The organism is Treponema sp. R8-4-B8, from assembly GCF_054786175.1.
In genome coordinates this window covers 24,580-46,609 of record NZ_BDHE01000484.1, presented here as the reverse complement: position 1 = coordinate 46,609, position 22,030 = coordinate 24,580, and the positions used below count along the sequence as shown (strand labels likewise).

24 protein-coding genes are annotated in these 22,030 nt (G+C 44.6%); 11 read left to right on the top strand and 13 right to left on the bottom strand.

Annotated features, from left to right (window positions below; translation table 11 throughout):
* The first annotated feature begins 66 nt into the window (after positions 1-66).
* Positions 67-318, top strand: coding sequence for a hypothetical protein (locus tag ACYVRA_RS11365; RefSeq protein WP_461252822.1), 252 nt, complete (start codon positions 67-69; stop codon positions 316-318).
* 105 nt (positions 319-423) lie between these two features.
* Here ACYVRA_RS11365 and ACYVRA_RS11360 read toward each other — a convergent pair whose 3' ends face one another.
* Positions 424-684, bottom strand: coding sequence for a hypothetical protein (locus ACYVRA_RS11360; protein WP_461252821.1), 261 nt, complete (start codon positions 682-684; stop codon positions 424-426).
* A gap of 33 nt (positions 685-717) precedes the next feature.
* On the opposite strand from ACYVRA_RS11360, the gene ACYVRA_RS11355 reads away from it, so the two are divergent.
* Complete coding sequence (locus ACYVRA_RS11355) at positions 718-891, top strand: hypothetical protein (protein WP_461252820.1); 174 nt, start codon at positions 718-720, stop codon at positions 889-891.
* A gap of 63 nt (positions 892-954) precedes the next feature.
* On the opposite strand, the gene ACYVRA_RS11350 is transcribed toward ACYVRA_RS11355, so the two are convergent.
* The 5 genes from ACYVRA_RS11350 to ACYVRA_RS11330 all read right to left on the bottom strand — a co-directional run bounded on the left by ACYVRA_RS11350 (position 955) and on the right by ACYVRA_RS11330 (position 4,914).
* Positions 955-1,365 (bottom strand): PIN domain-containing protein, encoded by a 411-nt coding sequence (locus ACYVRA_RS11350; RefSeq protein ID WP_461252819.1) that lies wholly within the window; start codon positions 1,363-1,365, stop codon positions 955-957.
* Positions 1,362-1,988, bottom strand: a complete 627-nt coding sequence (locus tag ACYVRA_RS11345) for a hypothetical protein (RefSeq protein ID WP_461252818.1) — start codon at positions 1,986-1,988, stop codon at positions 1,362-1,364. The genes ACYVRA_RS11350 and ACYVRA_RS11345 overlap by 4 nt, the downstream gene beginning before the upstream one ends.
* Positions 1,989-1,993: 5 nt before the next feature.
* Entirely contained in the window at positions 1,994-2,749 is a 756-nt protein-coding gene (locus tag ACYVRA_RS11340; protein ID WP_461252817.1) for a type II toxin-antitoxin system PemK/MazF family toxin, read from the bottom strand.
* Complete coding sequence (locus ACYVRA_RS11335) at positions 2,746-3,054, bottom strand: DUF2281 domain-containing protein (protein ID WP_461252816.1); 309 nt, start codon at positions 3,052-3,054, stop codon at positions 2,746-2,748. The genes ACYVRA_RS11340 and ACYVRA_RS11335 overlap by 4 nt, the downstream gene beginning before the upstream one ends.
* A gap of 597 nt (positions 3,055-3,651) precedes the next feature.
* Positions 3,652-4,914 (bottom strand): sodium ion-translocating decarboxylase subunit beta, encoded by a 1,263-nt coding sequence (locus ACYVRA_RS11330; protein ID WP_461252815.1) that lies wholly within the window; start codon positions 4,912-4,914, stop codon positions 3,652-3,654.
* A gap of 90 nt (positions 4,915-5,004) precedes the next feature.
* Here ACYVRA_RS11330 and ACYVRA_RS11325 point away from each other — a divergent pair, with 90 nt between their 5' ends.
* On the top strand, positions 5,005-6,153 hold the full coding sequence (locus tag ACYVRA_RS11325; RefSeq protein ID WP_461252814.1) for a glycoside hydrolase family 3 N-terminal domain-containing protein: 1,149 nt from the start codon (positions 5,005-5,007) through the stop codon (positions 6,151-6,153).
* Positions 6,143-6,895: an RluA family pseudouridine synthase gene (locus ACYVRA_RS11320; protein WP_461252813.1), complete on the top strand. Its 753-nt coding sequence runs from the start codon at positions 6,143-6,145 to the stop codon at positions 6,893-6,895. The genes ACYVRA_RS11325 and ACYVRA_RS11320 overlap by 11 nt, the downstream gene beginning before the upstream one ends.
* Positions 6,896-7,033: 138 nt before the next feature.
* Here the strand turns inward: ACYVRA_RS11320 and ACYVRA_RS11315 are convergent, their stop codons facing one another.
* Positions 7,034-7,981, bottom strand: a complete 948-nt coding sequence (locus ACYVRA_RS11315; RefSeq protein ID WP_461252812.1) for a hypothetical protein — start codon at positions 7,979-7,981, stop codon at positions 7,034-7,036.
* Between the two features lie 132 nt (positions 7,982-8,113).
* Here ACYVRA_RS11315 and efp point away from each other — a divergent pair, with 132 nt between their 5' ends.
* From efp to ACYVRA_RS11280, 7 genes are all read left to right on the top strand, one after another.
* Positions 8,114-8,677 (top strand): elongation factor P, encoded by a 564-nt coding sequence (gene efp / locus ACYVRA_RS11310; RefSeq protein WP_461252811.1) that lies wholly within the window; start codon positions 8,114-8,116, stop codon positions 8,675-8,677.
* A 63-nt stretch (positions 8,678-8,740) separates the two neighbouring features.
* Entirely contained in the window at positions 8,741-10,342 is a 1,602-nt protein-coding gene (locus ACYVRA_RS11305) for a sodium:solute symporter family protein (protein ID WP_461252810.1), read from the top strand.
* A gap of 7 nt (positions 10,343-10,349) precedes the next feature.
* Positions 10,350-11,957: a thiamine pyrophosphate-dependent enzyme gene (locus tag ACYVRA_RS11300; protein WP_461252809.1), complete on the top strand. Its 1,608-nt coding sequence runs from the start codon at positions 10,350-10,352 to the stop codon at positions 11,955-11,957.
* Between the two features lie 271 nt (positions 11,958-12,228).
* Entirely contained in the window at positions 12,229-12,804 is a 576-nt protein-coding gene (locus ACYVRA_RS11295; RefSeq protein ID WP_461252808.1) for a biotin transporter BioY, read from the top strand.
* Between the two features lie 7 nt (positions 12,805-12,811).
* Entirely contained in the window at positions 12,812-13,564 is a 753-nt protein-coding gene (locus ACYVRA_RS11290) for an energy-coupling factor ABC transporter ATP-binding protein (RefSeq protein WP_461252807.1), read from the top strand.
* Entirely contained in the window at positions 13,558-14,169 is a 612-nt protein-coding gene (locus ACYVRA_RS11285; protein ID WP_461252806.1) for an energy-coupling factor transporter transmembrane component T family protein, read from the top strand. Before ACYVRA_RS11290 ends, ACYVRA_RS11285 begins: the two co-directional genes overlap by 7 nt.
* 1 nt (position 14,170) lies before the next feature.
* On the top strand, positions 14,171-15,202 hold the full coding sequence (locus ACYVRA_RS11280) for a biotin--[acetyl-CoA-carboxylase] ligase (protein ID WP_461252805.1): 1,032 nt from the start codon (positions 14,171-14,173) through the stop codon (positions 15,200-15,202).
* Between the two features lie 83 nt (positions 15,203-15,285).
* Here ACYVRA_RS11280 and ACYVRA_RS11275 read toward each other — a convergent pair whose 3' ends face one another.
* From ACYVRA_RS11275 to ACYVRA_RS11250, 6 genes are all read right to left on the bottom strand, one after another.
* Positions 15,286-15,663, bottom strand: a complete 378-nt coding sequence (locus ACYVRA_RS11275) for a hypothetical protein (RefSeq protein ID WP_461252804.1) — start codon at positions 15,661-15,663, stop codon at positions 15,286-15,288.
* Positions 15,664-15,760: 97 nt separating this feature from the next.
* A complete protein-coding gene (locus tag ACYVRA_RS11270) occupies positions 15,761-16,795 on the bottom strand; it encodes a LacI family DNA-binding transcriptional regulator (RefSeq protein WP_461252803.1) in 1,035 nt (344 codons plus the stop codon).
* Between the two features lie 31 nt (positions 16,796-16,826).
* A complete protein-coding gene (locus ACYVRA_RS11265; protein ID WP_461252802.1) occupies positions 16,827-18,842 on the bottom strand; it encodes a beta-galactosidase in 2,016 nt (671 codons plus the stop codon).
* A gap of 8 nt (positions 18,843-18,850) precedes the next feature.
* Positions 18,851-19,972, bottom strand: coding sequence for a glycoside hydrolase family 53 protein (locus ACYVRA_RS11260; RefSeq protein WP_461252801.1), 1,122 nt, complete (start codon positions 19,970-19,972; stop codon positions 18,851-18,853).
* Between the two features lie 7 nt (positions 19,973-19,979).
* Positions 19,980-20,195 carry a hypothetical protein gene (locus ACYVRA_RS11255; RefSeq protein ID WP_461252800.1) on the bottom strand — a complete coding sequence of 72 codons (216 nt, stop codon included), beginning with the start codon at positions 20,193-20,195 and terminating at the stop codon, positions 19,980-19,982.
* Complete coding sequence (locus tag ACYVRA_RS11250) at positions 20,168-22,006, bottom strand: hypothetical protein (protein ID WP_461252799.1); 1,839 nt, start codon at positions 22,004-22,006, stop codon at positions 20,168-20,170. The genes ACYVRA_RS11255 and ACYVRA_RS11250 overlap by 28 nt, the downstream gene beginning before the upstream one ends.
* Between the last annotated feature and the right edge of the window lie 24 nt (positions 22,007-22,030).

Sequence of the window (22,030 nt, the reverse complement as noted above, 5' to 3'; positions counted from 1 at the left end):
GAAGTGAGAAGTGAGAAGTGAGAAGTGAGAAGTGAGAAGTGAGAAGTGAGAAGTGAGAAGTGAGAAGTGAGAAGAAAGAGAGGGAGAGGAGCGAAAGAAAAAAGAAGAGAGAAAAATGAAGAAAGAGAGGGAGAGGAGCGAAAGAAAAAAGAAGAGAGAAAAATGAAGAAAGAGAGGGAGAGGAGAGAAAAAGAAAAAAGAAAAGAGAAAAATGAAGAAAGAGAGGGAGAGGAGCGAAAGAAAAAAGAAGAGAGAAAAATGAAGAAAGAGAGGGATTATTCTCTTTGTGATCTTTGTACCTTTGTGCTCTTTGTGTGAAGTTTCTTCTTTCCAATTATTCCCGGCTTGGTGACAGTCACTATAAAATTTTCATTGGCGGCATACGGTTGCCTTGAACAAAGATGATCCAGTATTACATTTGTATCAATTAATATGTCCATAACGTTCTTCACGGTAATCGTTCAGTTCTTTTTTATAATCAAAATCTGCGGGTAAAACGCCGCTGTACTTCATAAAACGCTCAAATGCCTCTTGCCTTCTTTTATTAACTGCCTCTGTTTTATCAATGTTTTTTAGAGGGTTCAAAAAGGCTACTACTACTTCGTAAGGTTCAGTAAACTGAACAGAAAGAGAGTCTAATTTAACCGTATCCCCACCTTGATATATTCCTTTAACCGCAACCATAAAAAGCTCCTCATGTATAATATACCGCTTTTTATGGTAAAAATGCAAGCTTTTTTACTTGGAACGCATAGTATCTGCTACCGAGTTATCGGTATGCGCCATCCCATTTTCAAGGCAAGCGACAAGTCGGAGATGGGGGGGAAAGAAGTGAGAAGTGAGAAGAAAGAGAGGGAGAGGAGCGAAAGAAAAAAGAAGAGAGAAAAATGAAGAAAGAGAGGGAGAGGAGCGAAAGAAAAAAGAAAAGAGAAAAATGAAGAAAGAGAGGGAGGGTCAGCGGAACCAAAAAATAGAAACAGACTCGGCTTTTTCGATTTTTTCAAGATCGGAATGATCGGCAGACACAAAAGAGCCGCCGAATTTTATAGCCGTTGCCAATCCGATAGCGTCGCCAAGAGGAATGGCGTATTGAGCTTTCAATCGGGAAGTTTCAGTAAAAATCGTATTATCAATAAAATCAATCAAATTAATAGGCATTTTGTAAATTTCATCAAGAATAACATCGGATTTTCCCTTTCCAAAAACACGGCAGAAATGGTAATAAACTTCAATCAAATTGATAGTGTGCATATAGATTTCTGCTTGCCCTGCCAGAGCCTCATCAATCAAGGCTCTAATTTTATCAAGCCCTTTTTCCTTTTTGTACAAGGCAATAAGAGAGCAAGCGTCCAAAATGTATGTCAATTACTTTCTCCAAATAAACGTCGGTACTTGGCTTCCTCAAGCTCAAGGTCTTCTCGGCGCATTTCCAGAAAGCTGTCCACTGAAATTGGAGCGTCTTTACAAATTTCCCATACCTTTTCCAAAGAGGCTTTAAGTTCTTCAGGTGTTTTTATCTTTGGAGACCAGACAAGTTCAAAACGCGCAACCGTCCTTGTTGGCACTTCTCGAGGAACGTCAATTATCAACCGCCGGTTTTCCGGTATCTCTACAGTTTGTGTAATGGTCATGGAGTAAATATAGCATGAAAAAAAGCGAAAATCAAGAAGCAAGGGAAATTTAAAGGTTAGAGGTTTCTCCACCACGGTCAGCATGCGCCATCCCATTCTGCGGGCAAGAGACGGGTCGGAGATGAGGGGGAAAGAAGTGAGAAGTGAGAAGTGAGAAGAAAGAGAGGGAGAGGAGCGAAAGAAAAAAGAAGAGAGAAAAATGAAGAAAGAGAGGGAGAGCAAAAACTGTAATCGTAATGAGAGTACACGGTGTAATTTAACTGTGAAAATTAATCCAGTCAAGCAGATCAGCTTCTGTAATAGAACTATCTGCAAGTCCCAAGCCAAGTTTGATAAGTTCATCATCAGAATTTTCATGCTTGTTATTTTGCCAATTCCTTAAATGCGGGAAGATGTTTTTCAAGTATTTTATTTGCGGAATTCAACGCTTCATCAGCGGAAGCTGTAGTTTCGGATACAGTCAGTTCGTTTATCGGTTTAAAAATAATTATCGTCCTGCCCGCCGGTACTTCGCGCGGAACGTCAATTATCAACCGCCGGTTTTCCGGTATCTCTACAGTTTGTGTAATGGTCATGGAGTAAATATAGCATGAAAAAAAGCGAAAATCAAGAAGCAAGGGAAATTTAAAGGTTAGAGGTTTCTCCACCACGGTCAGCATGCGCCATCCCATTCTGCGGGCAAGCGACAAGTCGGAGATGAGGGGGACAGAGGTAGGGGGGGAAAGAAGTGAGAAGTGAGAAGTGAGAAGTGAGAAGTGAGAAGTGAGAAGTGAGAAGTGAGAGAGGGAGAGGAGAGAAAAAGAAAAAAGAAGAGAGAAAAATGAAGAAAGAGAGGGAGGGTCTGCGGAAAGAGAACCGATGTAGTTAGTGAGTATAGATTTTGGGATGCTTGCCAAATCATCGCAATAAATGGCGCTGTCGTGTTTAAGTCCTTCATCTGCACCGACCTCAACTTGAGTGGGTATAGCTTCTTTATATTTGGAATAAACCGGAGCGCAGATAACAGTAGAAAACTGGGTATCAATAAGCGCCTGTCTGGAAACAACAAGGAAAACCCGAAAATTCTTCGGATCATATTTCGCTCCCTGATAGACACGGAAAAGTTCCCCGCGCCTCATGAATCAAATTCCTTGTTAAGTTCTGCGGCTTGGCGGTTGACAAATTCCATTTCCCGCAATTGCGCCTCAGAAAAGCCAGGCCACTGGTATGAAAGCACATCCATCGCTTCCCTGTTAAGCTCTTCGGCATATTGGTTGATAATTTCAATATCCCGCGCTTTTTGCTGTTCTCTCAAACTTGGCTGTGTCTGCTCAGCCTCTTTTCGCGCCTTGTTCTCTAAATACCCCACAAAGTCAATCACTTCGCCAAAGTATTTTTGGGGGAGTTTATCAATCTTTCTATATAATTCAGCCTGTTGGCTCATAAACAGCCTCCTGTCTTATAAAGTAAATATACCATGAAAAAGAATGAAAATCAAGAAGCGGCGAAAAGTGGTGGCGTATAGTATCTGCTACCGATCTGTCGGTAGGTACACGCAAACGTAACCGACACCACTTTTTCATGGTGTACCTTGACTCCCGACCAGCCCCATATGTAGCGTATAGGCTTGGGAGTTTTACCAAATAAAAAACTCCAGACTGCGAATTGCTATCACGGCGATTTATTTCTTATTAGCGTCTGACCACTAAAACACATAAATAGGACTTTTTCGATGATACTTTTAATGTGTTTTAGTGTTCAGAATGTATGCCCAATAAAATTCTTGAGTACAGGCGGGCAGGCTGCGTGCGATGTAAAAACATCTTTCGGGCGTTCCCCGCCGGAGAGACTTTGGAATAAAACAAAGAAAATTCAGAGAATAAGAGTTCGGCGACGCACCCTAGATAAAGCTTTCTACCCACCACTATTTAGTCGCCGAAAGGCTCGTAGGCGGACTCTTACGAAGTTTTTACAGCGTGCGCAGTCTGCCCGTCTGTACTGAATAATTCTTTAGGCATACCGTGTAACAACCATGTATCCCCTATGGCATCAAAGCCTGATTCATTATAGGCACAAAGTAAGTGATAAAAATACCCGAACAAATAGCCGACCCAATTACGCCAGAAACAAGCGGCCCCATAGCGTGCATTAAAAGGTAATTATCGGGGTTGTACTTTATGCCCATTTTCTGAGAAATACGAGCTGCCATTGGCATTGCGGAAACACCCGCGTTACCGATAAGCGGATTAACTTTTCCGCCCGTTAATACATTAAGAAGCTTGGCAATAAGAATGCCGCCGACTGTTCCAAAGGCAAAGGCTATGACGCCGCAGACAAGAATAATTATCGTCTGGAATGTAAGGAAGATTTCCGCCGTTGCAGAAGAGCCGATTGAAAAGCCTACAAAAAGAGTAATGATACTTAAAAAATCACCCTGTAACGCCTTCGCGATACGATCCACCGCGCCGCTTTCTTTAATCAGGTTTCCAAGACATAACATAGCGATTAACGCCCCCGCGGCGGGAATCAGCAATAACACGCCGATAGCCAGCAAAATTGGGAACATTATTTTTTGACTTTGCGTAACCGCTTTTGGTTCGGGCATCACAATCACGCGTTCTTTTTTGGTTGTAAGCAGCCTCATAAAAGGCGGCTGGATAAAAGGAACAAGCGCCATGTATGAAAAGGCGGCTATACTGATAGCGGGCAATAATTTAGGAGCGAGCATTATCGACGTATATACGGCGGTAGGACCGTCCGCGCCCCCGATAATGCCGATAGCGGCGCATTCCCAAATCTTAAACTCCTGTAAACCTGGAATATAAGGTGAAAGATATTTTCCGGCAGCATAGGAAATTGCCATCGATACAAATATTCCAAATTGCGCTCCAAGACCGATAAGAAAACTTTTTGGGGAAGCGATAAGCGGTCCGAAATCCGTCATGCTTCCTATGCAAAGGAAAATCATCGGCGGGAAAACGACCAGTTTTATGCCTTTATATATTATATTTAAAAGTCCGGGGTTTCCGCTTACCGGATTAACATAATATGAAGAAAGAGGAGCCGCGTTCGCCGCCGCCCTCGCGACATCTTCAAGCGCGTTTAAATCCACGCCCATTGTTCTTGAACTGGGAAGATTGGCTATCAACATTCCAAACGCCAGCCCAAGCAAAAGAAGAGGTTCAATTTTTTTAGCGACGGAAAGGTATAGAAAAAATAAGGCGATAATTATCATTATCCCCTGGTGCGGCGTCATGTTTAGTATGCCAAAACTGTCTACAATACTTTTTAGAAATGCTATCATTTTGTTCTCCTGATAATAACAAAGTACCGAGAAAGAAATAAAATGTCAAGCGGTTGGAGAAGTCAAATAATTTGATATATAATGATTTTAATGCGATTTTTACGCGGGGTAATGCTGGTTTTTCTCTTTTCTTCATGCGTCGGGCGCGTGGTGACGCCGATTATTGAAGAAGAAATCGCTATGGTTGAAGACCCGCTTAAAGTCAGGGCGCGGGAAATAACCGCTTCTTTGGACAATCGGCTTCTCGCTTCTCAGGTACTGATAAGCGGCATAGACGGCAACGGGGGTATGTCCGTCAATATGATTGAGTTATTTACAGCGATACCCGCGGGCGGGATTATGCTGTTCAAGTACAACCTAAATAACGATAACGACGCTATTCAAGCCCGTCATTCGCAAATTAAATCGCTAATTAAAAATGAATCAAATATTCCCCCTTTTATCGCCGTGGATCATGAGGGGGGAACTGTGAACCGTTTCAGGCGCGGAGTCGCGGACCTGCCCGCCGCGTCTGTTTATTATGAAAATATTTCACAGGGAAGAGAAAAAACGCTTTTGGCGATAGAAGCCGACAGTTTAAAAGCAGGCAGAGATATTTATAATCTGGGCATTAACATGAATCTTGCCCCTGTCGCGGAATATCTTTTTGACGGCAACCGCAAATTCCTATCAAGCCGCTCTTACGGACCGGACCCGTATTTTACCGCGCAGGCAGCCACTGCCTTTATCAATGGAATGGAACAGGCTGGAGTTCTATGCGTAGTCAAGCATTTTCCAGCAAGCGCGGGACCCGACCCCCACCATTCCCAGTCCGTTCTTGACATGGACAGAACCGCTCTTGATAATCTGGTTTCTCCTTTTGCCTCCCTAATTAAAAATGGTGCAAGGGCGATAATGGCCGCCCATACCCTCGCTCCCGCTATTGACGATAAAATTGCCAGCCTTTCTCCCGTCGTTATGGGAAACTGGCTAAGAGGCGATTTAGGCTTTGACGGAATTATTATAAGCGATGATTTTATAATGGCGGCGGCTGGAAGTTCCAGCCCTGAAGAAGCGGCTGTTCTTTCCATCGCCGCCGGAGCGGATATGATTCTTGTCTGGCCTGAGAATTTACCAAAAACCCATCAAGCGATAATTACCGCTCTTGAAGACGGACGGCTTCCCCGCAACAGATTACAGGATGCGGCTCAAAGGGTTATTTATGAAAAATTAAAAATGGGATTAATAAATGGAGAATAATTCCCCGCTTCCCGTTAAATCCCGCATCCTTTATCAAAGCGCGGCGTGCGTTGTCGTAAACAAATTAATAGGCGAGGCCGTCGAAGGCGCGACAGAAAATATGATTGATTTGCCAAAAGAGCTGGCTTTAGCAATTAGCAGTGAGCAGTTTGCAGTGAGCAGTGAGCAATTAACAATGAGCAATGGGGTGGAGGTTATTGAGGCTGTACATCGGCTTGACGTGCCTGTTACGGGGTGCGCTCTTTTCGCGTTTACTAAGGCCGCGCTTTCCTTTTTAAACGCAGCTTTTGCGGGAGATAGCGCCCTGCCCTGCCCTGTCGAAAAAACTTATTGGGCTGTAATAGAAAAGCCTTCCCGCCCTCTGCCTGAAAGCGGAGAGTTTGTCCACTGGATAGAAACCGTCTCCGGTAAAAACAAATCATTCGCACATAAGAAAGACGGTCCAAACCGTAAAAAAGCGTCTATGCGCTACAGGGTAACAGGCAAAGGGCGGAATTATCTTTTTGTAGAAGTGCAACTGCTTTCAGGCAGACATCATCAGATACGCGCTCAATTTGCCGCCGAAGGACTCCACATAAAAGGCGACCTAAAATACGGAGCAAAACGCAGCGAAAAAACCGGCGGCATCCGCCTTCACGCAAGATCGCTTTCATTCCCCGATCCATTGAACAGAAGCGAAATAATTCGCGTAACAGCTAATCCGCCCGTGATGGATAATTTGTGGAAAGAGTTTGAACAGTGAGAAGTGAGAAGTGAGAAGTGAGAAGTGAGCAATGAGCAGTGAGCAATTAGCAATTAGCAATGTTGTTGTTCGTTATCTGCGCGTGAAAGTAATACGCTTTGCTTACAAATAACAACACCGCTCCCCATTGCTCACTGCTCATTGCTCACTTCTCACTGCTAATTGCTCACTGTTCCCCTTATACTCACTAAGGAATTTAAGCAGCGGCTCATCCCATGATTTAGCTGTTTTTTTATCTTCTAGAAACTGATAATACAATTTAAGAATGTGGCTCTTTATCCGCGCCTTGTCTTCTTCTTGAATTTTTGTTGACGGGGCGGCGGAGGGGTGTACGCGGATTTTTTGTAATGATTCATCGGCTTTGGGCGCGGGAGAGAAAAGAAGAGCCGTAAAAGCTTCCGCTTCCTGCGGCGGAAATAGGTCGGGGCTGAAACAGGTCATCGCGTATAACGCCGCGGGAATACAGTTTACGCTGTGCTGTTTTACAAAAAGAATCGCCTGGCTTATCGCCAACGCGCCTTGTTTTAATTCCAACGCTTGGGCTTTTAATTTTTCATATTCTCCCAATTCTTTGGCGGTTTTTACAAATTGCAAATAAGTGTGAATAACTATCATAACGTGAAGGCTTGGAATGCACATCAGGTGGGGGTCCATTAAATGAATCAGAAAAAATCGCGGCCTTGCTATATAAAACGGGCGTTTTGTCGTTGACATGTTTTTTTTGTAGACTTCAGCCGCGAAAGCGTAGAGTCCGCCAATTGAATAAATAAATTCTTTCATTAGGGCATGCGCCTTGCGTTTATAGCGCCTTAGAAAAAAAGAAATCATTCTTATCCAAAAGTGAATAAAGTCAAGATAAATTGTCACCCATGCCGGAACAAACGGAATTTTTTCGTCAAGGGCATGATCGACTTTTGTAACAGGAATCCTGCCCGGCAAGTACGCCGCACGGAACTGACGGAAGAAAAAATTGTAAAAAATTGACGGAACAGTTTTACAAAATCCCGGACGCAGGAATGGTATTAAAATTGATTTATAAAACGCATAAAACCAATCCTCGCCGTAAACGCTGTCTTTGGGGCTCATGATGCCTTAAATTATCATAAAAAAATACCTTTGTCATCTATAACAAACAGGCAAATTAGGCGTTTTTTACCACTTCCAAAAAAAATCCATATTTGATATACTTATCTATTACAACTTATAAAGAGGATTAAAATGATTCGATGCGGAGAAATCGTTAAAGGAACCTGCCTATTACAAAAAGGCCAGCCCTATATTGTAGTTGAAAGGGAATTTCACACCCCCGGCAAGGGGACGGCAATCGCCAGAATAAAAATGAAAAGCATAAAGGACGGCTCGGTACTCAGCATTACGGTCCCCACACAACAGGAAGTTGAAGACGCGCAGGTCGATGTTCACGCCTGCCAGTATCAATATGCCGATCAGGACAATTACCATTTTATGGATAACGAAACTTACGACCAATATGAAGTTTCCATAGCCGATAACCCGGATAAAAAATTGTACTTAAAAGAAAACGATGTTTACCAGCTTACCATTTGGGAAGGAAAGGTTATTGATATTCTGATTCCCTACAAGGTGGTCTTTACGGTAGCGGAAAGCGAGAATTATGTAAAGGGCGATACGGTATCGGGCGCGACAAAACCCATTGTCACGGAGACGGGATTGACCGTGCGCGTTCCGCTGTTTATTAAACAAGGTGAAAAAATTCTTGTTAATACCGAAACAAACGAATATCTTGAAAGAGTAAATAATTAATTGGTTAAAACGCCTGACTTGCCGTATGCGGTCAGGCTAAAAAAATAAGTTAAGGAGTGCATTATGGCAATCAAAGTAATTCTGCTAGTTTTGTTTTTCATCATCACAATTTTTGTCGGTTTCTATTTCAAGAAAAGGGCAAAAAGCGTCAATGATTTCGTGCTGGGCGGACGCGCCGTAGGCCCGTGGCTTACTGCTTTCGCTTATGGAACATCGTATTTTTCGGCTGTAATTTTTGTCGGTTACGCCGGACAATTTGGCTGGAGGTTCGGAACCGCCGCCACATGGGTCGGTTTGGGCAACGCGTTTATCGGCTCGCTTATGCCGTGGGTAATACTTGGGCGGCGGACGCGCATTATGACGCAGCATTTAAAAAGCGCGACCATGCCTGAATTTTTCGGCTCAAGGTTCGACTCGACATCGTTAAAAATCGGCGCGTCAATTATTCTTTTCATATTCCTTATCCCCTACACCGCTTCGTTGTACAACGGCCTGTCGCGTTTATTCGAGATGGCGTTTCACGTTGATTTTATTTACTGCATTATCGGCATGGCCGTTCTTACCGCCGTTTATGTCGTAGTCGGCGGATATTTCGCGACGGCGGCAAACGATTTTATTCAGGGCATAATCATGCTTTGCGGAATTGTCGCCATTATCGCGGCGGTGCTTCACACTAACGGCGGTTTTATAAACGCTTTGGCGAAAATGGCTACTGTAGAAGCAAAGAATGTAAACGGAGCCGTCGTCCCCGGCATTCTTACGTCATTCTTCGGCCCCGATCCTTTAAGTTTGTTAGGCGTCGTAATTCTGACATCTCTTGGAACATGGGGCTTGCCGCAGATGGTTTCAAAATTTTATTCCATTAAATCCGAGAAAATGATAACTAAGGGCGCGATAGTATCAACTTTTTTCGCGCTTATAGTAGCGGGCGGCTGTTATTTCCTGGGCAGTTTTGGAAGGTTATACGCGGGATCAGAAAATATCGCTGTTAATAAAGCCGGCGCTATCATTTTTGATTCAATTATACCGGCCATGCTTTCAGGATTTCCTGATATATTGATCGGCGTTGTTATCGTTTTGGTTTTTGCCGCGTCCATAAGCACGCTTTCGTCCCTTGTCATGGCTTCATCATCAACTCTGACATTGGATTTTCTGGCAGGCCATGTTATTAAAAATCTGAACGAGGAAAAGCACGAAAAAAAGCGACTGTTTATCATCCGTACCTTGATTGTGATATTTATAGCGATAGCTTCCTTTATAGCGATATTAAATTATAAGTACCCCAGTTCAATTACATTTATCGCCCAGCTTATGGGCATTTCATGGGGCGCTCTCGCGGGCTCTTTCCTCGCCCCCTTCCTCTACGGGCTGTACTGGAAACGAGTTACAAAACCGGCCGTTTGGTGCAATTTTATTTTCGCCACTGTATTTATGATATTTATTGTCATTCTTAATTTCTTTTTATCGGCTAAAAGCGCATGGTTCCCGACAATTTTAAAATCACCGATTAACGCTGGAGCATTTACGATGCTTGCCGGTTTTATTATCGTGCCGCTTGTAAGTATTCTTACAAAAGCGCCGGATAAAAAAGCGGTGGATAGTTGCTTCTCATGTTATGAAGAAACAGTCAGCGTAAAAGTCCGCGACGATCTTGGCGGAGCATGAATAATAAATGAATAACGAAAAGCTTGCCCTTTTAGGAGACGAGGCGGTCGCGTTAGGCGCGATACACGCCGGTGTGAGCGTGTCTTACGGGTATCCTGGCACTCCGTCAACGGAAATTTTACAGTACTTGATTAACGAATATAAAAAGGGCGGCCCAATCGCTAGGTGGTGCGCCAATGAAAAATCCGCGCTGGAAGCGGCTATGGGCGTTTCATTCGCGGGGCGCAGGGCGCTCGTTACTATGAAACATGTGGGGTTAAATGTCGCCTCTGACCCATTTATTAACGCCGCTCTTTTAAAAATAAAGGGCGGGCTTGTAGTCGCAGTCGCCGACGATCCAGGAATGCACAGTTCCCAAAACGAGCAGGATTCCCGCTTTTACGCGAATTTTGCGTTGGTTCCCTGTCTTGAACCGCGCAACCAACAGGAAGCCTACGACATGGCGCGTGAAGCTTTTGACGTATCTGAGCGTTTTAACGTTCCAGTGCTATTGCGCCTTGTTACGCGATTGTCTCACGCGCGCGCGGCGGTTAGCGTAAGGGAGGCGAAAGCGCAGAATAAAGTTTCCAAAACACTGGAAAAATCAGCGTGGATGCTTCTTCCCGCTTTTGCGCGAATAAATTATTCCGCGCTTCTTGACAAACAAAAAATTCTTGAAGAGTGGTCATTCAGGCACCCTGTAAACAAACTGACAGGCGAAAAAAGTACCCTTGGCGTAATCACATCCGGGATTGGCTGCAATTACTACGAAGAAAACCTTCCTGACTTTTTAGCCTTACGCAAAAAACAGGGAAAGGAAGCGCCGATTCATTTGCACATCGGCGCATATCCCCTGCCCGAGAAAAAAATCCGCAAACTCTATGACAATGTAAATGAGGTTTTAATTATCGAAGAAGGCCAGCCGTTTATAGCGCAAAGGGTTTTTGGCGTTACGGGCGCGGACTTAAAACCAATCATTCAATGCGGGGAGCTTGATCCCGATAATGTCCGCAAAGCTCTAGGTCTCCCCCCCAGAAAAAGCGTCAAGGTTGACGCGGGCGAACTCCCCGCGCGGCCTCCGCAACTCTGCCAAGGCTGCCCCCACGCCGACAGTTACAATACGATTAACAAAGCCGTCGCCTCCATTGACCCGCGCCCCAATCATCCCGACGTGGGAATCAACTCCGATATTGGCTGTTATTCGCTTGGCGCCACCCCGCCGTTTTCCGCGATTGAGAGCGTTATCTGCATGGGCGCCTGCGTCGGCATGGCAAAGGGCGCGAGCGACGCCGGCCTAAAATACGCGCTTGCCGTAATCGGCGATTCAACTTTCATTCACTCCGGCATTACCCCCCTAATTGACGCGGTTGAATCCGATATTCCAATGACTCTGATAATTCTTGACAACTCCACCGTAGCAATGACAGGCTGCCAGCCGACAATAGTGCCGTCTGAAAACTTAAAAAACCTGATAACAGGCTGCGGCGCCAAACGCATCCTTGAACTTGAAGCAAAACCGTCCCTTGTAGATGAAAACGCCGATAAACTGAAAGCCGAGATTGAACACATGGGTCTCTCCGTTGTCATTTTCAAACGTGAGTGCCTGGAAGCGTTCAGAAAGAGTAAAAAACAATAAGAGATCTCACAAAGAAGGTATTGTTTCAATGAGCAATGAGCAATGAGCAATGAGCAATTTCGTTGTTTGCGGGCGCGGTCTTTTGGCAAGCCGCTATGCTTGCTAACTTCGCTCATTGTTCATTGTTCATTGCTCATTGCTCACTGCTAATTGCTCACTGCTAATTATTCCCTTTCCCCCCTTTGTGATCTTTGTGTGAGTCTTTTTCGTAATATTTCTTATTGACAATAAAGCAAATAGCGGTTAACCTTTTTACATAACGAGGTTTACCATGAAAAATAACAGATCAGTTAGGAATCGCCTTGTCTTTGCGGCAGTATTCGCGGCAATGATTGCGGTTTCTAATTTTTTTCAAATACCGACTCCTATCGGAGTGCCTATCGTGCTTAAAAATATGTTTGTAGTTCTTTCAGGAACGGTGCTTGGAAGTTTCTACGGCGGCATTGCGGTTCTTATACTAATCGCCGCGGGGCTTATCGGTATCCCGGTGTTTGTAATTCCAGGAGGCATTGGAGTTTTTAATACTCCGCTTGGCGGGTATATAATCGGCTATTTTATCGCAAGTTTATGCGCTGGGCTTGTTTGCGGGCTTCCAAAAGTAAGCGAGAAAAAAATTAGCCCTATTCCGCTTGTAAGAGTTTGTATTGCGTCTTTTTTAGGATTCGCCCTTATCCTAATATGCGGCTCTCTTTACATGATGCTTCTAAAATCAATGACGCTTAAGTCGGCGTTTTTAGCGGGAACGCTACCTTTCATCATTGGCGACTTAATTAAATTGGCGCTTAGTATTCCACTTGCTTTAGCGCTTCGTCCGATAGCGGCAAGATATATAAACAGCGAAGGGTAACGGAAAAATGCCTGCGGTGGAAGTTTTTAATGTAACAAAAAAATTCCCAGTCTTTGACGATATACGGGAAAGCGAGCAGATGCGAGACGGAAGTTTTTACGCTCTTAGCGATATTTCGCTTTCCATCGAAAAAGGCGAATGTACGATAATAGCGGGAGCTAACGGTTCAGGGAAAAGCCTTTTAATGTCCATCATCGCTAGGCTTGAAGACCCTACTTTTGGCTTAGTAAAGACAAGTTCGAAAGTGGGGCTTGTGTTTCAGGAGCCTGACTCTCAGATACTTGGAGAGACTCCAAGAGAGGATGTCGCTTTTGGTCCGCGCAACATGAAGCTTTTAAAAAATGAAATACAAACAAGAGTTGACGCGGCTCTTTTACAAACAGGCCTTGAAAACCGCGCGGACTTCCCCGCCCGCTCGCTCTCAGGGGGAGAAAAACGCCGGCTTGCCTGCGCGGGAGTTTTGGCAATGGACGCGCAAATAATCATTTTTGACGAACCTTACGCCAACATGGACTATCCCGGCGTCGTGCAAGTAAACGCTCTTTTTCAAAAACTAATCGCCGACGGCAAAACCGTCATTATCCTTACCCACGAACTTGAAAAATGTTTGGCTCTTTCAAATCGATTTATTGTATTATGTAAGGGGAAAATAGTTTATGACGGTACCGCGTCTGACGCGCTTTCCCGCGATCTTGAAAGCTGGGGGATACATCATCCGTTAAAAAACTCCGCGCGCGAATTGGGAGACCTTTTATGGTGAGTAATACGGTATTCAAGTATAAAACAATCAAGGGGCCTCTGCATAAAGTTCCAGCGGTAATAAAAATAATACTTCTGTTGCCGCTTTCTTTTTTTTGTTTGTCCCTGCCGCCGTTATGGCTTGGAGTCGGTATTTTATCAGCCGTTTTTGCCGCGTTTATCTGCGGTTTATCATTACAAGATCAACTAACGGATTTTAAACCTGTCTTTTTTTACGCGATCCTTATGTACGCCTTGTCAGTATTCTCAACATTAACCGATAACTTTAGGCTTATGACTGTAAATCAATTTTTAACCGTATTCATTCCAAACAATGAATATTTGCGTATTACCCTGCGCCTTGTTCTTATTGTGCAGATTTCCGCGCTTTTTTTCCGCACGACAAGCCCGCTTGAAATAAGGGATGTTGTACGATTGGAAATAATATCTTTATTTTTAAGTTTTATTCCGGAAATTTTTAAAATATGGACTTCAATAAATCTCGCATGGAAATCACGCGGCGGCAAAGATGGATTTGTTAAAATAAAAGCGCTTATTATTATTTTAATTTCGCTAAGTTTTGAAAAAGCGGCTATAAAGGCAAAGGCGCTTGAGGCAAGGAGTTAATATGAGGGAAAAAAAAGATACGCTTTCAAGCAAGGCGCGGCTTCTTATGCTGTTAAGGGAAAAACAAGGAGCTCCGACCAGCGGAAGCGTTCTCGCTAAAGATATGGGCATTTCCCGCGTCGCGGTATGGAAAACCGTTCAGTATCTTTTAGAAGCCGGCTATTCCATAGAAACGGGAGAGGCGGGTTACGCTATTGACCCTAAAAAAGAAAAAGATTTTCTCTACCCGTGGGAATTCGGCGAGAAGGAAAATTTATTTTTTTACTATAAAAACACGGGAAGCACAATGGACAGGGCAAGGGAATCGGCTGTCCGCGGCGTAGAAAGCGGGAGTGTTTTTACCGCGGAAAAACAAACTGCGGGCAGGGGAAGAAACGGCAGAACATGGGTATCGCGGCAGGGAGGGCTTTTCTTTTCTATTTTGGAACGTCCGCGCCTTACAGTAACTGACTATACCCAATTATCGCTTATGATGCAAATTGCCGTCGCGCGAAGCCTGTCGTCAATCTGCGGCAAAAAAGCTTTTCTGCGCTGGCCAAACGACATTTATATTGACAGCCGGAAAATCTCTGGTATTACTACCGAAGTTTGCGGCGAAGGCGATTTAATTACATGGCTATCGGGCGGAATCGGCGTTAATGTGAATAACCCGGTCCCTTCAGGCAGGGCGGCAAGCTGCGCTGAGATTACAAAGCGGCAGGTTTCACGCCGCGAAGTGTTAAATAAAATACTAGATGAGTTTGACAATGTAAAGAAAACTTTTGTCTCAACCGCGGCGTATTCGCAGGGCAACCGTCCTCTTGCCGCGGAATGGAATTCATTATCGGATTGCGTCGGCGCGAAAACTGCCGTCTTTGAACCTGTTCCAATACAGGCAAACAATGACGATGATTTATATGACAAACGCGAAAAAATCCTCGCCCGCGGAATCTTTCAGGGAGTTGATCCCGCAGGACGATGTATCATAAAAACAGATGACGGCACGTTGTACTTTAACCACGGTTCCGTCTCGTTAGCCTTCCTGAACGGGTAGCATCGACATTCAACTAACCAAAAAAAATCGCTCCCTGAGCCTGTCGAAGGGAGCGGAGCGACTTTTTGTAAACGCGAATATATCTACTTTTTAGTATTAATCCAGTTAGCTAAATCAAGAGTCATTTGATGATATCTGGCAATTAAACTTCTAAGCTGATCAAATTCCGCTACCGGTACGGTTCTGCCGGTTTTTTCAATTCCATCAATTTCTTCTATTTTTGCGTCAACAAGTCTCTTATATCGAGCTATCATTTCTTGCATTTGCTTTAATGCGTCTTTTGATTGTTTGCTTGTATCATAAGCTTTTAAGGTTTTATATTTCTGTTGAAATTCTTGATAAAAATCTTCATTTTGTTGCACTATTGACTTTGCTTCACTATCTATCGCGTCATCCGCGGGATCGCTAAAAACAAAATTGACTGCAACTAACATCATTACAATAAATATTAATTTTTTCATTTTTTTTCACTCCTTACGCAATATTACCAAATTATATTAAATATGTCAAGTTTTTTATTTATTTTCCCGGTTGAAATTTTCAGGTAAAATCGGCAAATTATGCCGATTTGCGTATTATTAAATTGGTAGGCAAAAGCAAGGTCAACGCGTTTTCTCCCTGTCCGGCGGCGTTGTTCATAATCATTTCCACGGCGCGGTAACCAATTGCCCGCTTCTGAACGTTCACTGTGGTAAGTTGGGGATTAGTGTATTCAGCCATTTCAATGTTATCAATACTGATAAGCGCGATATCTTCAGGAACGACAATTCCATGCTCATGCAGATAAAGGAGAATTCCAATGGCTACTTCGTCGGAGCCGGCGCAAATGGCTTTCGGTAAAGCGCCCCTGCTTTGATGCATCTGTCGTACAATGTCATGACCTGACGCCATATCCGCGGCGGCGCCTATGTAAAGCTTGGATATATCTTCCACCCCATGTTCAAAAAACGCCTGTTTAAATCCGATTACGCGCTGATCCGACTCGCCGATATACGCGATGTCAGAATAACCTTGATCAAAAAGATAATTTACAGCCTGAGATGCCGCCGTCTGCCTGTCAAAAGATACTGATGACAAACCCGTTATCTGCCAATCTACGCAGACTATCTGATCGATTTGTTTTTGAATGCGTTCAATAAGCCGTCTGTCCTCAGGGGTTTCTATACATTGATCAAGGGCTACCAGCAGAAGTCCGCAGATTTCCTCGGAATGAACAAGCTGGTTAAAAAGAACAGGATCTTTTAATTCATCAAAAAACCGGATAAACCGTATGTGAAAATCTTTTTCGTGGGCCGCTTGATGAATTCCAGCCAATATTTCCGTATAATACGGACGCAGGAACATATCGGCATTGCACAGAACAATGCCGATATTTTGATCCGCTAAAACTCTCTTTTCGCCCATGCTCAAAGCCTGGGCGAATTTATTCGGCCTGTATTCAAGCTCGCTGATTGCATTAAGAATTTTTTGTTTGGTAACAGGCGCGACAGAACGGCCGCTGCCATTAATTACATAGGATACCATGCTGCGGGTTACCCCCGCATGACGCGCCACATCATCCTGCGTTGTCTTTGGTTTTCGAGTTTTTTTCACTTGAACCGCTCTCTTATTAAAAAAATCAGTTTCACATTTTTTTCCTTTCTTCCTTAATATGCGCTCCCCATGGCGCGAGAGTTATACGCCCTTCGTCAGTTTCCACTATTTTTTCGTAAGGCGAGAAATTCATCAAAAAAATATAATTGGTATTACCGTCGCTCCGCGTTTGCGCCGTTACTCCTTCGGGCAATTGTGAATCAAGAACGCGCGGTATTTTTGTTTCCGTTACAAGCCATTTATAGAAATCATTTAGGAAGTCTTGTCCGGTACGCGCCGCCAGAAAATAAGCTTTGCCCTTGCCGTAACGGTTCATTGTAATGGCGGGCCGGTTCTTGTAAAAATCCCGGTTATAAACCGCAAGGCAATCCGCGCCCCGCAAATGCGCCAGTTCGCAAAAGTCAAATACGTCATAATCCTTGCCGTTCCATGTAAACGAATTTTTGTCTTGCGGATACAACGCGTCAATTTCTTCGCACCAGACGCCTAAAACTTCTTTCAGCGGGCCAGGAAAACCGCCAAGAAAACACAGATCGTTTTCATCGGCGTAACCGGTAACATAAGTGGCGACAAAAGTTCCGCCCGCCTGTACGAACGCGGTAATTTTTTCCGCGAAACCAGGGCGCAGCATATACAGCATTGGGGCGGCGACTAAGTCATAACCGTCAAAATTACCGGCGGAATCCAATACGTCAACAGATACGCCCATGCGCCAGAAAGCGCGATAATGGCTGACAACGGTTTCTTTGTACTTGTTATTTCCCTTATGCAATCCCTTAATATCGTCCAATATCCATTGATTTTGATAATCGTAGATTATTGCCACTGCCGACGGGGTTGACGTTCCAACAATATCATTCATGCTTGCAAGGCGTTTGCCGACTTCCGCCACGTCGTTGAAAACTCGGGTGTTTTCAGTTCCCTCATGGTCAACAATGGCGCCGTGGAATTTTTCGCTGGAACCGCGGCTCTTGCGGAACTGAAAATATTGCACGGAATCAGCCCCATGCGCCACGGCCTGCATTGACTGGAGCATGTGCACGCCTGGCCGGTGCAGTTTCGCCACAGGCCGCCAGCTTGTCGCGGAAGGGCATGATTCTATCATCATAAAGGGCTTGCCTTTTGCCGAACGGTTCATGTCGTGATAAAACGAAAACAACACGCCGGTTTCAATATCTTTTTCAGTGCCGGTCCATTGGGGATAACTGTCCCAAGAGTCAACATCAAGAACTCGCGCGAGACGGAAATTGTCCACGCCGGACGCGCCAGACATCAGATTGGTAGTACAGGGAATATCAGGGGTAATTTTTTTTAACGGAGCCGTTTCATTCAAATAAAAATCGACAATTTGTTCCGTACAAAAACGTTTCCATTCAAGATTAAGGCCGTGTACGTTGACATCGCCTATCGGACTGGGACTTTCCACCTGCGACCAGTCGGTATAGGTATGGCTCCAAAAGCTGTTCCACCATGCTTCGTTAAGAGCGTCCAAACCGCCAAAGCGTTTTTTCAGAAAACTGCGGAAATTTTCCTGACACAAATTGCAATGGCATTCGCCTGAGTATTCGTTGGAGATATGCCAGACAGCCAGCGCGGGATGTTCCTTATACCGTTGTGCAAGACGAGTATTGATCGCCGCCGTTTTTTCACGGTAAACGGGGGATGACATACAGTGATTGTGCCGCTCCCCATAAATATTTTTCTGCCTGTTTCCGTTTACCCGCAATATTTCCGGATATTTCTGACTCATCCACGCGGGACGCGATCCTGACGGAGTCGCAAGGACTGCGGCCATTCCGTTTTCCGCCAGCATATCCATTATTTCGTCAAGCCATTCAAAATGATACTCGCCTTCCGACGGTTCAAGAGCCGCCCACGCGAAAATCCCAAGCGAAAGAGTGTTCACGCCAGCGATCTTCGCCAGCCGCATATCCTCTTTCCAGATTGTATCCTTCCATTTTAACCACTGTTCCGGGTTATAATCGCCCCCGTGCAAGAAACAAGGAAATTTCGCGGCAATCGGCGGATGCCGCATGGCTTTTTTCATTTCTACTCCTAATTAATACCGCGCAATTTATCCAATTCGTTAATCGCGGGCAATAAATTCCCATTATAATCAAACAGGCATTGATTCGCCCATTCATTCCCCCCCGCTTTATTTTCCTCTCTTATATACTTTCGCGCGGCTTCTGTCGCCCATGTTGACCCGCCCATCGGAAGCCAAGCCGGTTCCCAATAGTAAAGGCCTTTGCAGCGTTTAACGCTTTTTACCATTTTTACCATATCGCGCAAAAAATTACACTGTCCTTCCACGCTATACGGATACGGCAAAGTAGTGCCGTCAAATAAAGTTTTTCCTTTGACGGCGAGCGAAACGCCCGGAATGTCGGTATAATGTTTATCGGTAAACGGGTAAGCGGTTTCCATAACCATTACATCCTTACTGTAACGCGCCGAAATATCTTCCAAATTATATTTTATCTTCCGCATTGTTCCATGCCAATGCGGATAGTATGTAATTCCGATAATATCGTAATCGACTCCTGCCTCCGTAACCGCGTCAAACCACTGGCGGTATCTTTCGTTATCGTATGACCGTTCAAGATGAAGAATTATTTTGACGTTCCCGCTTTCACGCGCCGCCGCGACACCCGCTTTTAACAGGCGCGTTAAATTACCGTAGCTTACAGGAGCGCCTGTTACATTATCGTAATCCACCTTGCCGACAGGCCAAAGCATGCCGTTTGTAATTTCATTTCCTATCTGCACATAACTTGGATAGATCGCCTCTTTTTTACAGCGGGCTAAAGTCTCTTTCGTATACTCATAAACCGCCTTTTCCATTTGTTCAAGAGTAAAACCTCGCCACGCTTTTGGAATAAGCTGTCTTGCGGGATCAGCCCAAAAATCCGAGTAGTGAAAATCCAACACCCAATTCATTCCGTTATTAACCGCCCGCCGCGCCTCCCGTAAAACGGTTTCTATATCGCAGCCGCCAGCGCCATAGCTTTCGCCTCTTTCGTCAAACGGATTGTTCCACAGGCGCAGGCGGATACTCGTAACCCCGTACTTTTTTAATATATCGTAAATCTGCGCTTTTTTTCCGTCTTCGTAAAATTTGCCGCCCATGCGTTCGGTCTCTTCAAGCGTTGAAACGTCCATTCCTATTTCCATCATAACCGTTTTAATCCTCAAATTTTTCTATGCGCTTAAGAAGGTTACGGTAGCGAAAACGCGCCATATCGTTTTTTTTAATTACGTCCGCCTCATCACCCGTATAACAACATCGTAAACAGTAATATTCTTTTTTTTCTTCATCGTAAAACATATCGATATCCAAATCGCGCATAAAGCAGGACGGACACCGGTAGTTCATTTTGCCTTTTTTAGCCTGAGCCATGATACAAACTCCCCAGATCCGCCGATCTTCTTTTTTAACCCCAACGTAAACATTGGTGAAAACGCATACCCCTCCCTCGCGTAACCTTCCGCGTTGCCGGCCGGCTCAAAATCAACGCGCGTGTTAATCGCGCCGATTTCCGCGCAAGCGCAAACCGCGCCCTCAGCCTTTATCTCTCTGCACTTATAATTATAATAAATAACCTCTTCACATTCCGCGCCGCCAACGGCGCCTTTAACAGTCAACATTACGCAGGTCATATCCTCGGGGTATTCGGTGGTGCCGTAGCAGGCGGTAATGTATTCGTCAAACTCCACTTCGGCAGGTTTTGACATATTCAATATCTTTCGCGTGGTTTTAATTGCGGACGATCCTTCTTCAAAATCATAAATGGTTTGCATTTTCAATTTAAGATCTGAAAACTCTATTTCAACCGGGTCGAGGGTAAGGCTGCGCGTATTGCCGTTTTGGCTGAATTTCGCCTTGGTACGGCATAAACACAGGTCGGCCTCTTCGCCGTTGTAATAAATTTTTAAACTGCGGATTGTTCCCTCACCAGCGTAATGAGTAAAGTACCCAGCGCGGTACATTGACTGTATTAAAAACGGATAGGACGCGTCTTGAACATGTTTAGTCCCTATGCCCACAGGCCAATTAATTTTCGCGGCATAAGGCCTTAAGTCTATCAACGCTCCGCCCTGATTCATATCAACGCAGGTACGCATAAAAGGATCGCAGTACCAGAACAACTGTTTGTCCGAGCCGTAAAGTATGTCCTTCCACAGGGCACATTCGGGCGTTGTGTAAGTTTTTTTAAAGCGGTAATGGCCGGCGTATTCCGCCATTGTCATATCGACGCACTTGCCTTCTTTTTTTAGTTTGCCGTAATACGCAAGACAATCTTCGTAACTTTTTACGCTCAGTTCAAACGGAACTTCCCATCTGCCCGCCTTGTTCATCCAACCCGGGCCTACGAACACCATGTTGTAAGCTTCGCCCCCGTTATATTTTTCCAAATGCCGGTATTGGTCGATAAGGTTAAAAAGGTACGGATATTCGCCGTCCTTATAAATCATCCCGCGCAACACATTCTGCGGATGCGTTCCAAAATTGGAACCGTTGCCGTCAAAGCACGCCAGGAGATCCCGCGACAGATGCGGTATGGCTACTATTCCGCAGTCTTCAGCTTCATTGGCGGCGGGAGCGTGAGTGTTTTGTTTGGAGGGTATCCACGGATTCCACGGCCCGCCGTCAAAAAGCGTATACCATGAATTGTTGCAGGTTCTGTACGCTTTCGGGCCTTCCTCCCAACAAGTGGCAATCGCGCATATGACGGAAGGATACATTTCCTTTATATAATTTATTAATTCCGCGTCCATGTAATAAGACCCGGTTGAGGATGGATAGAAGCCGAATATTTCATAAAATTTTCCGAATACGTCATCGACTATCGCCTTTTTGTCTTCTATTGAGAACATCCAAATGCAAAAATCTTTTGTCTTGTATTTTTCCCTAAATTCGCCGCATGGAAGCCCCAACAGCGACAAGGCGATCTCATCGCCGTATTTGAGGCTGTCGTCCTTCGCGATTTGCACCGCCTCGGCGTTAAACAAACTCGCGTATGTCATTTGAATGGTTGTTTTTAAACCGTTTTTGTGGGCTATGCCTTGCTGTAATTTAAAAATATCCAAAGATTCGGTTAACAGGCTTTTCGCGCCAATATCTTCTTTCTTACCGTGCCCTGTAACTTTTTCCGCGTATTCGGGAACCATTTCGGGACGGTGTATCAGATTTAGTATAAAATTAGACATTTCCGCCCCGCTTTAAACGTGTTT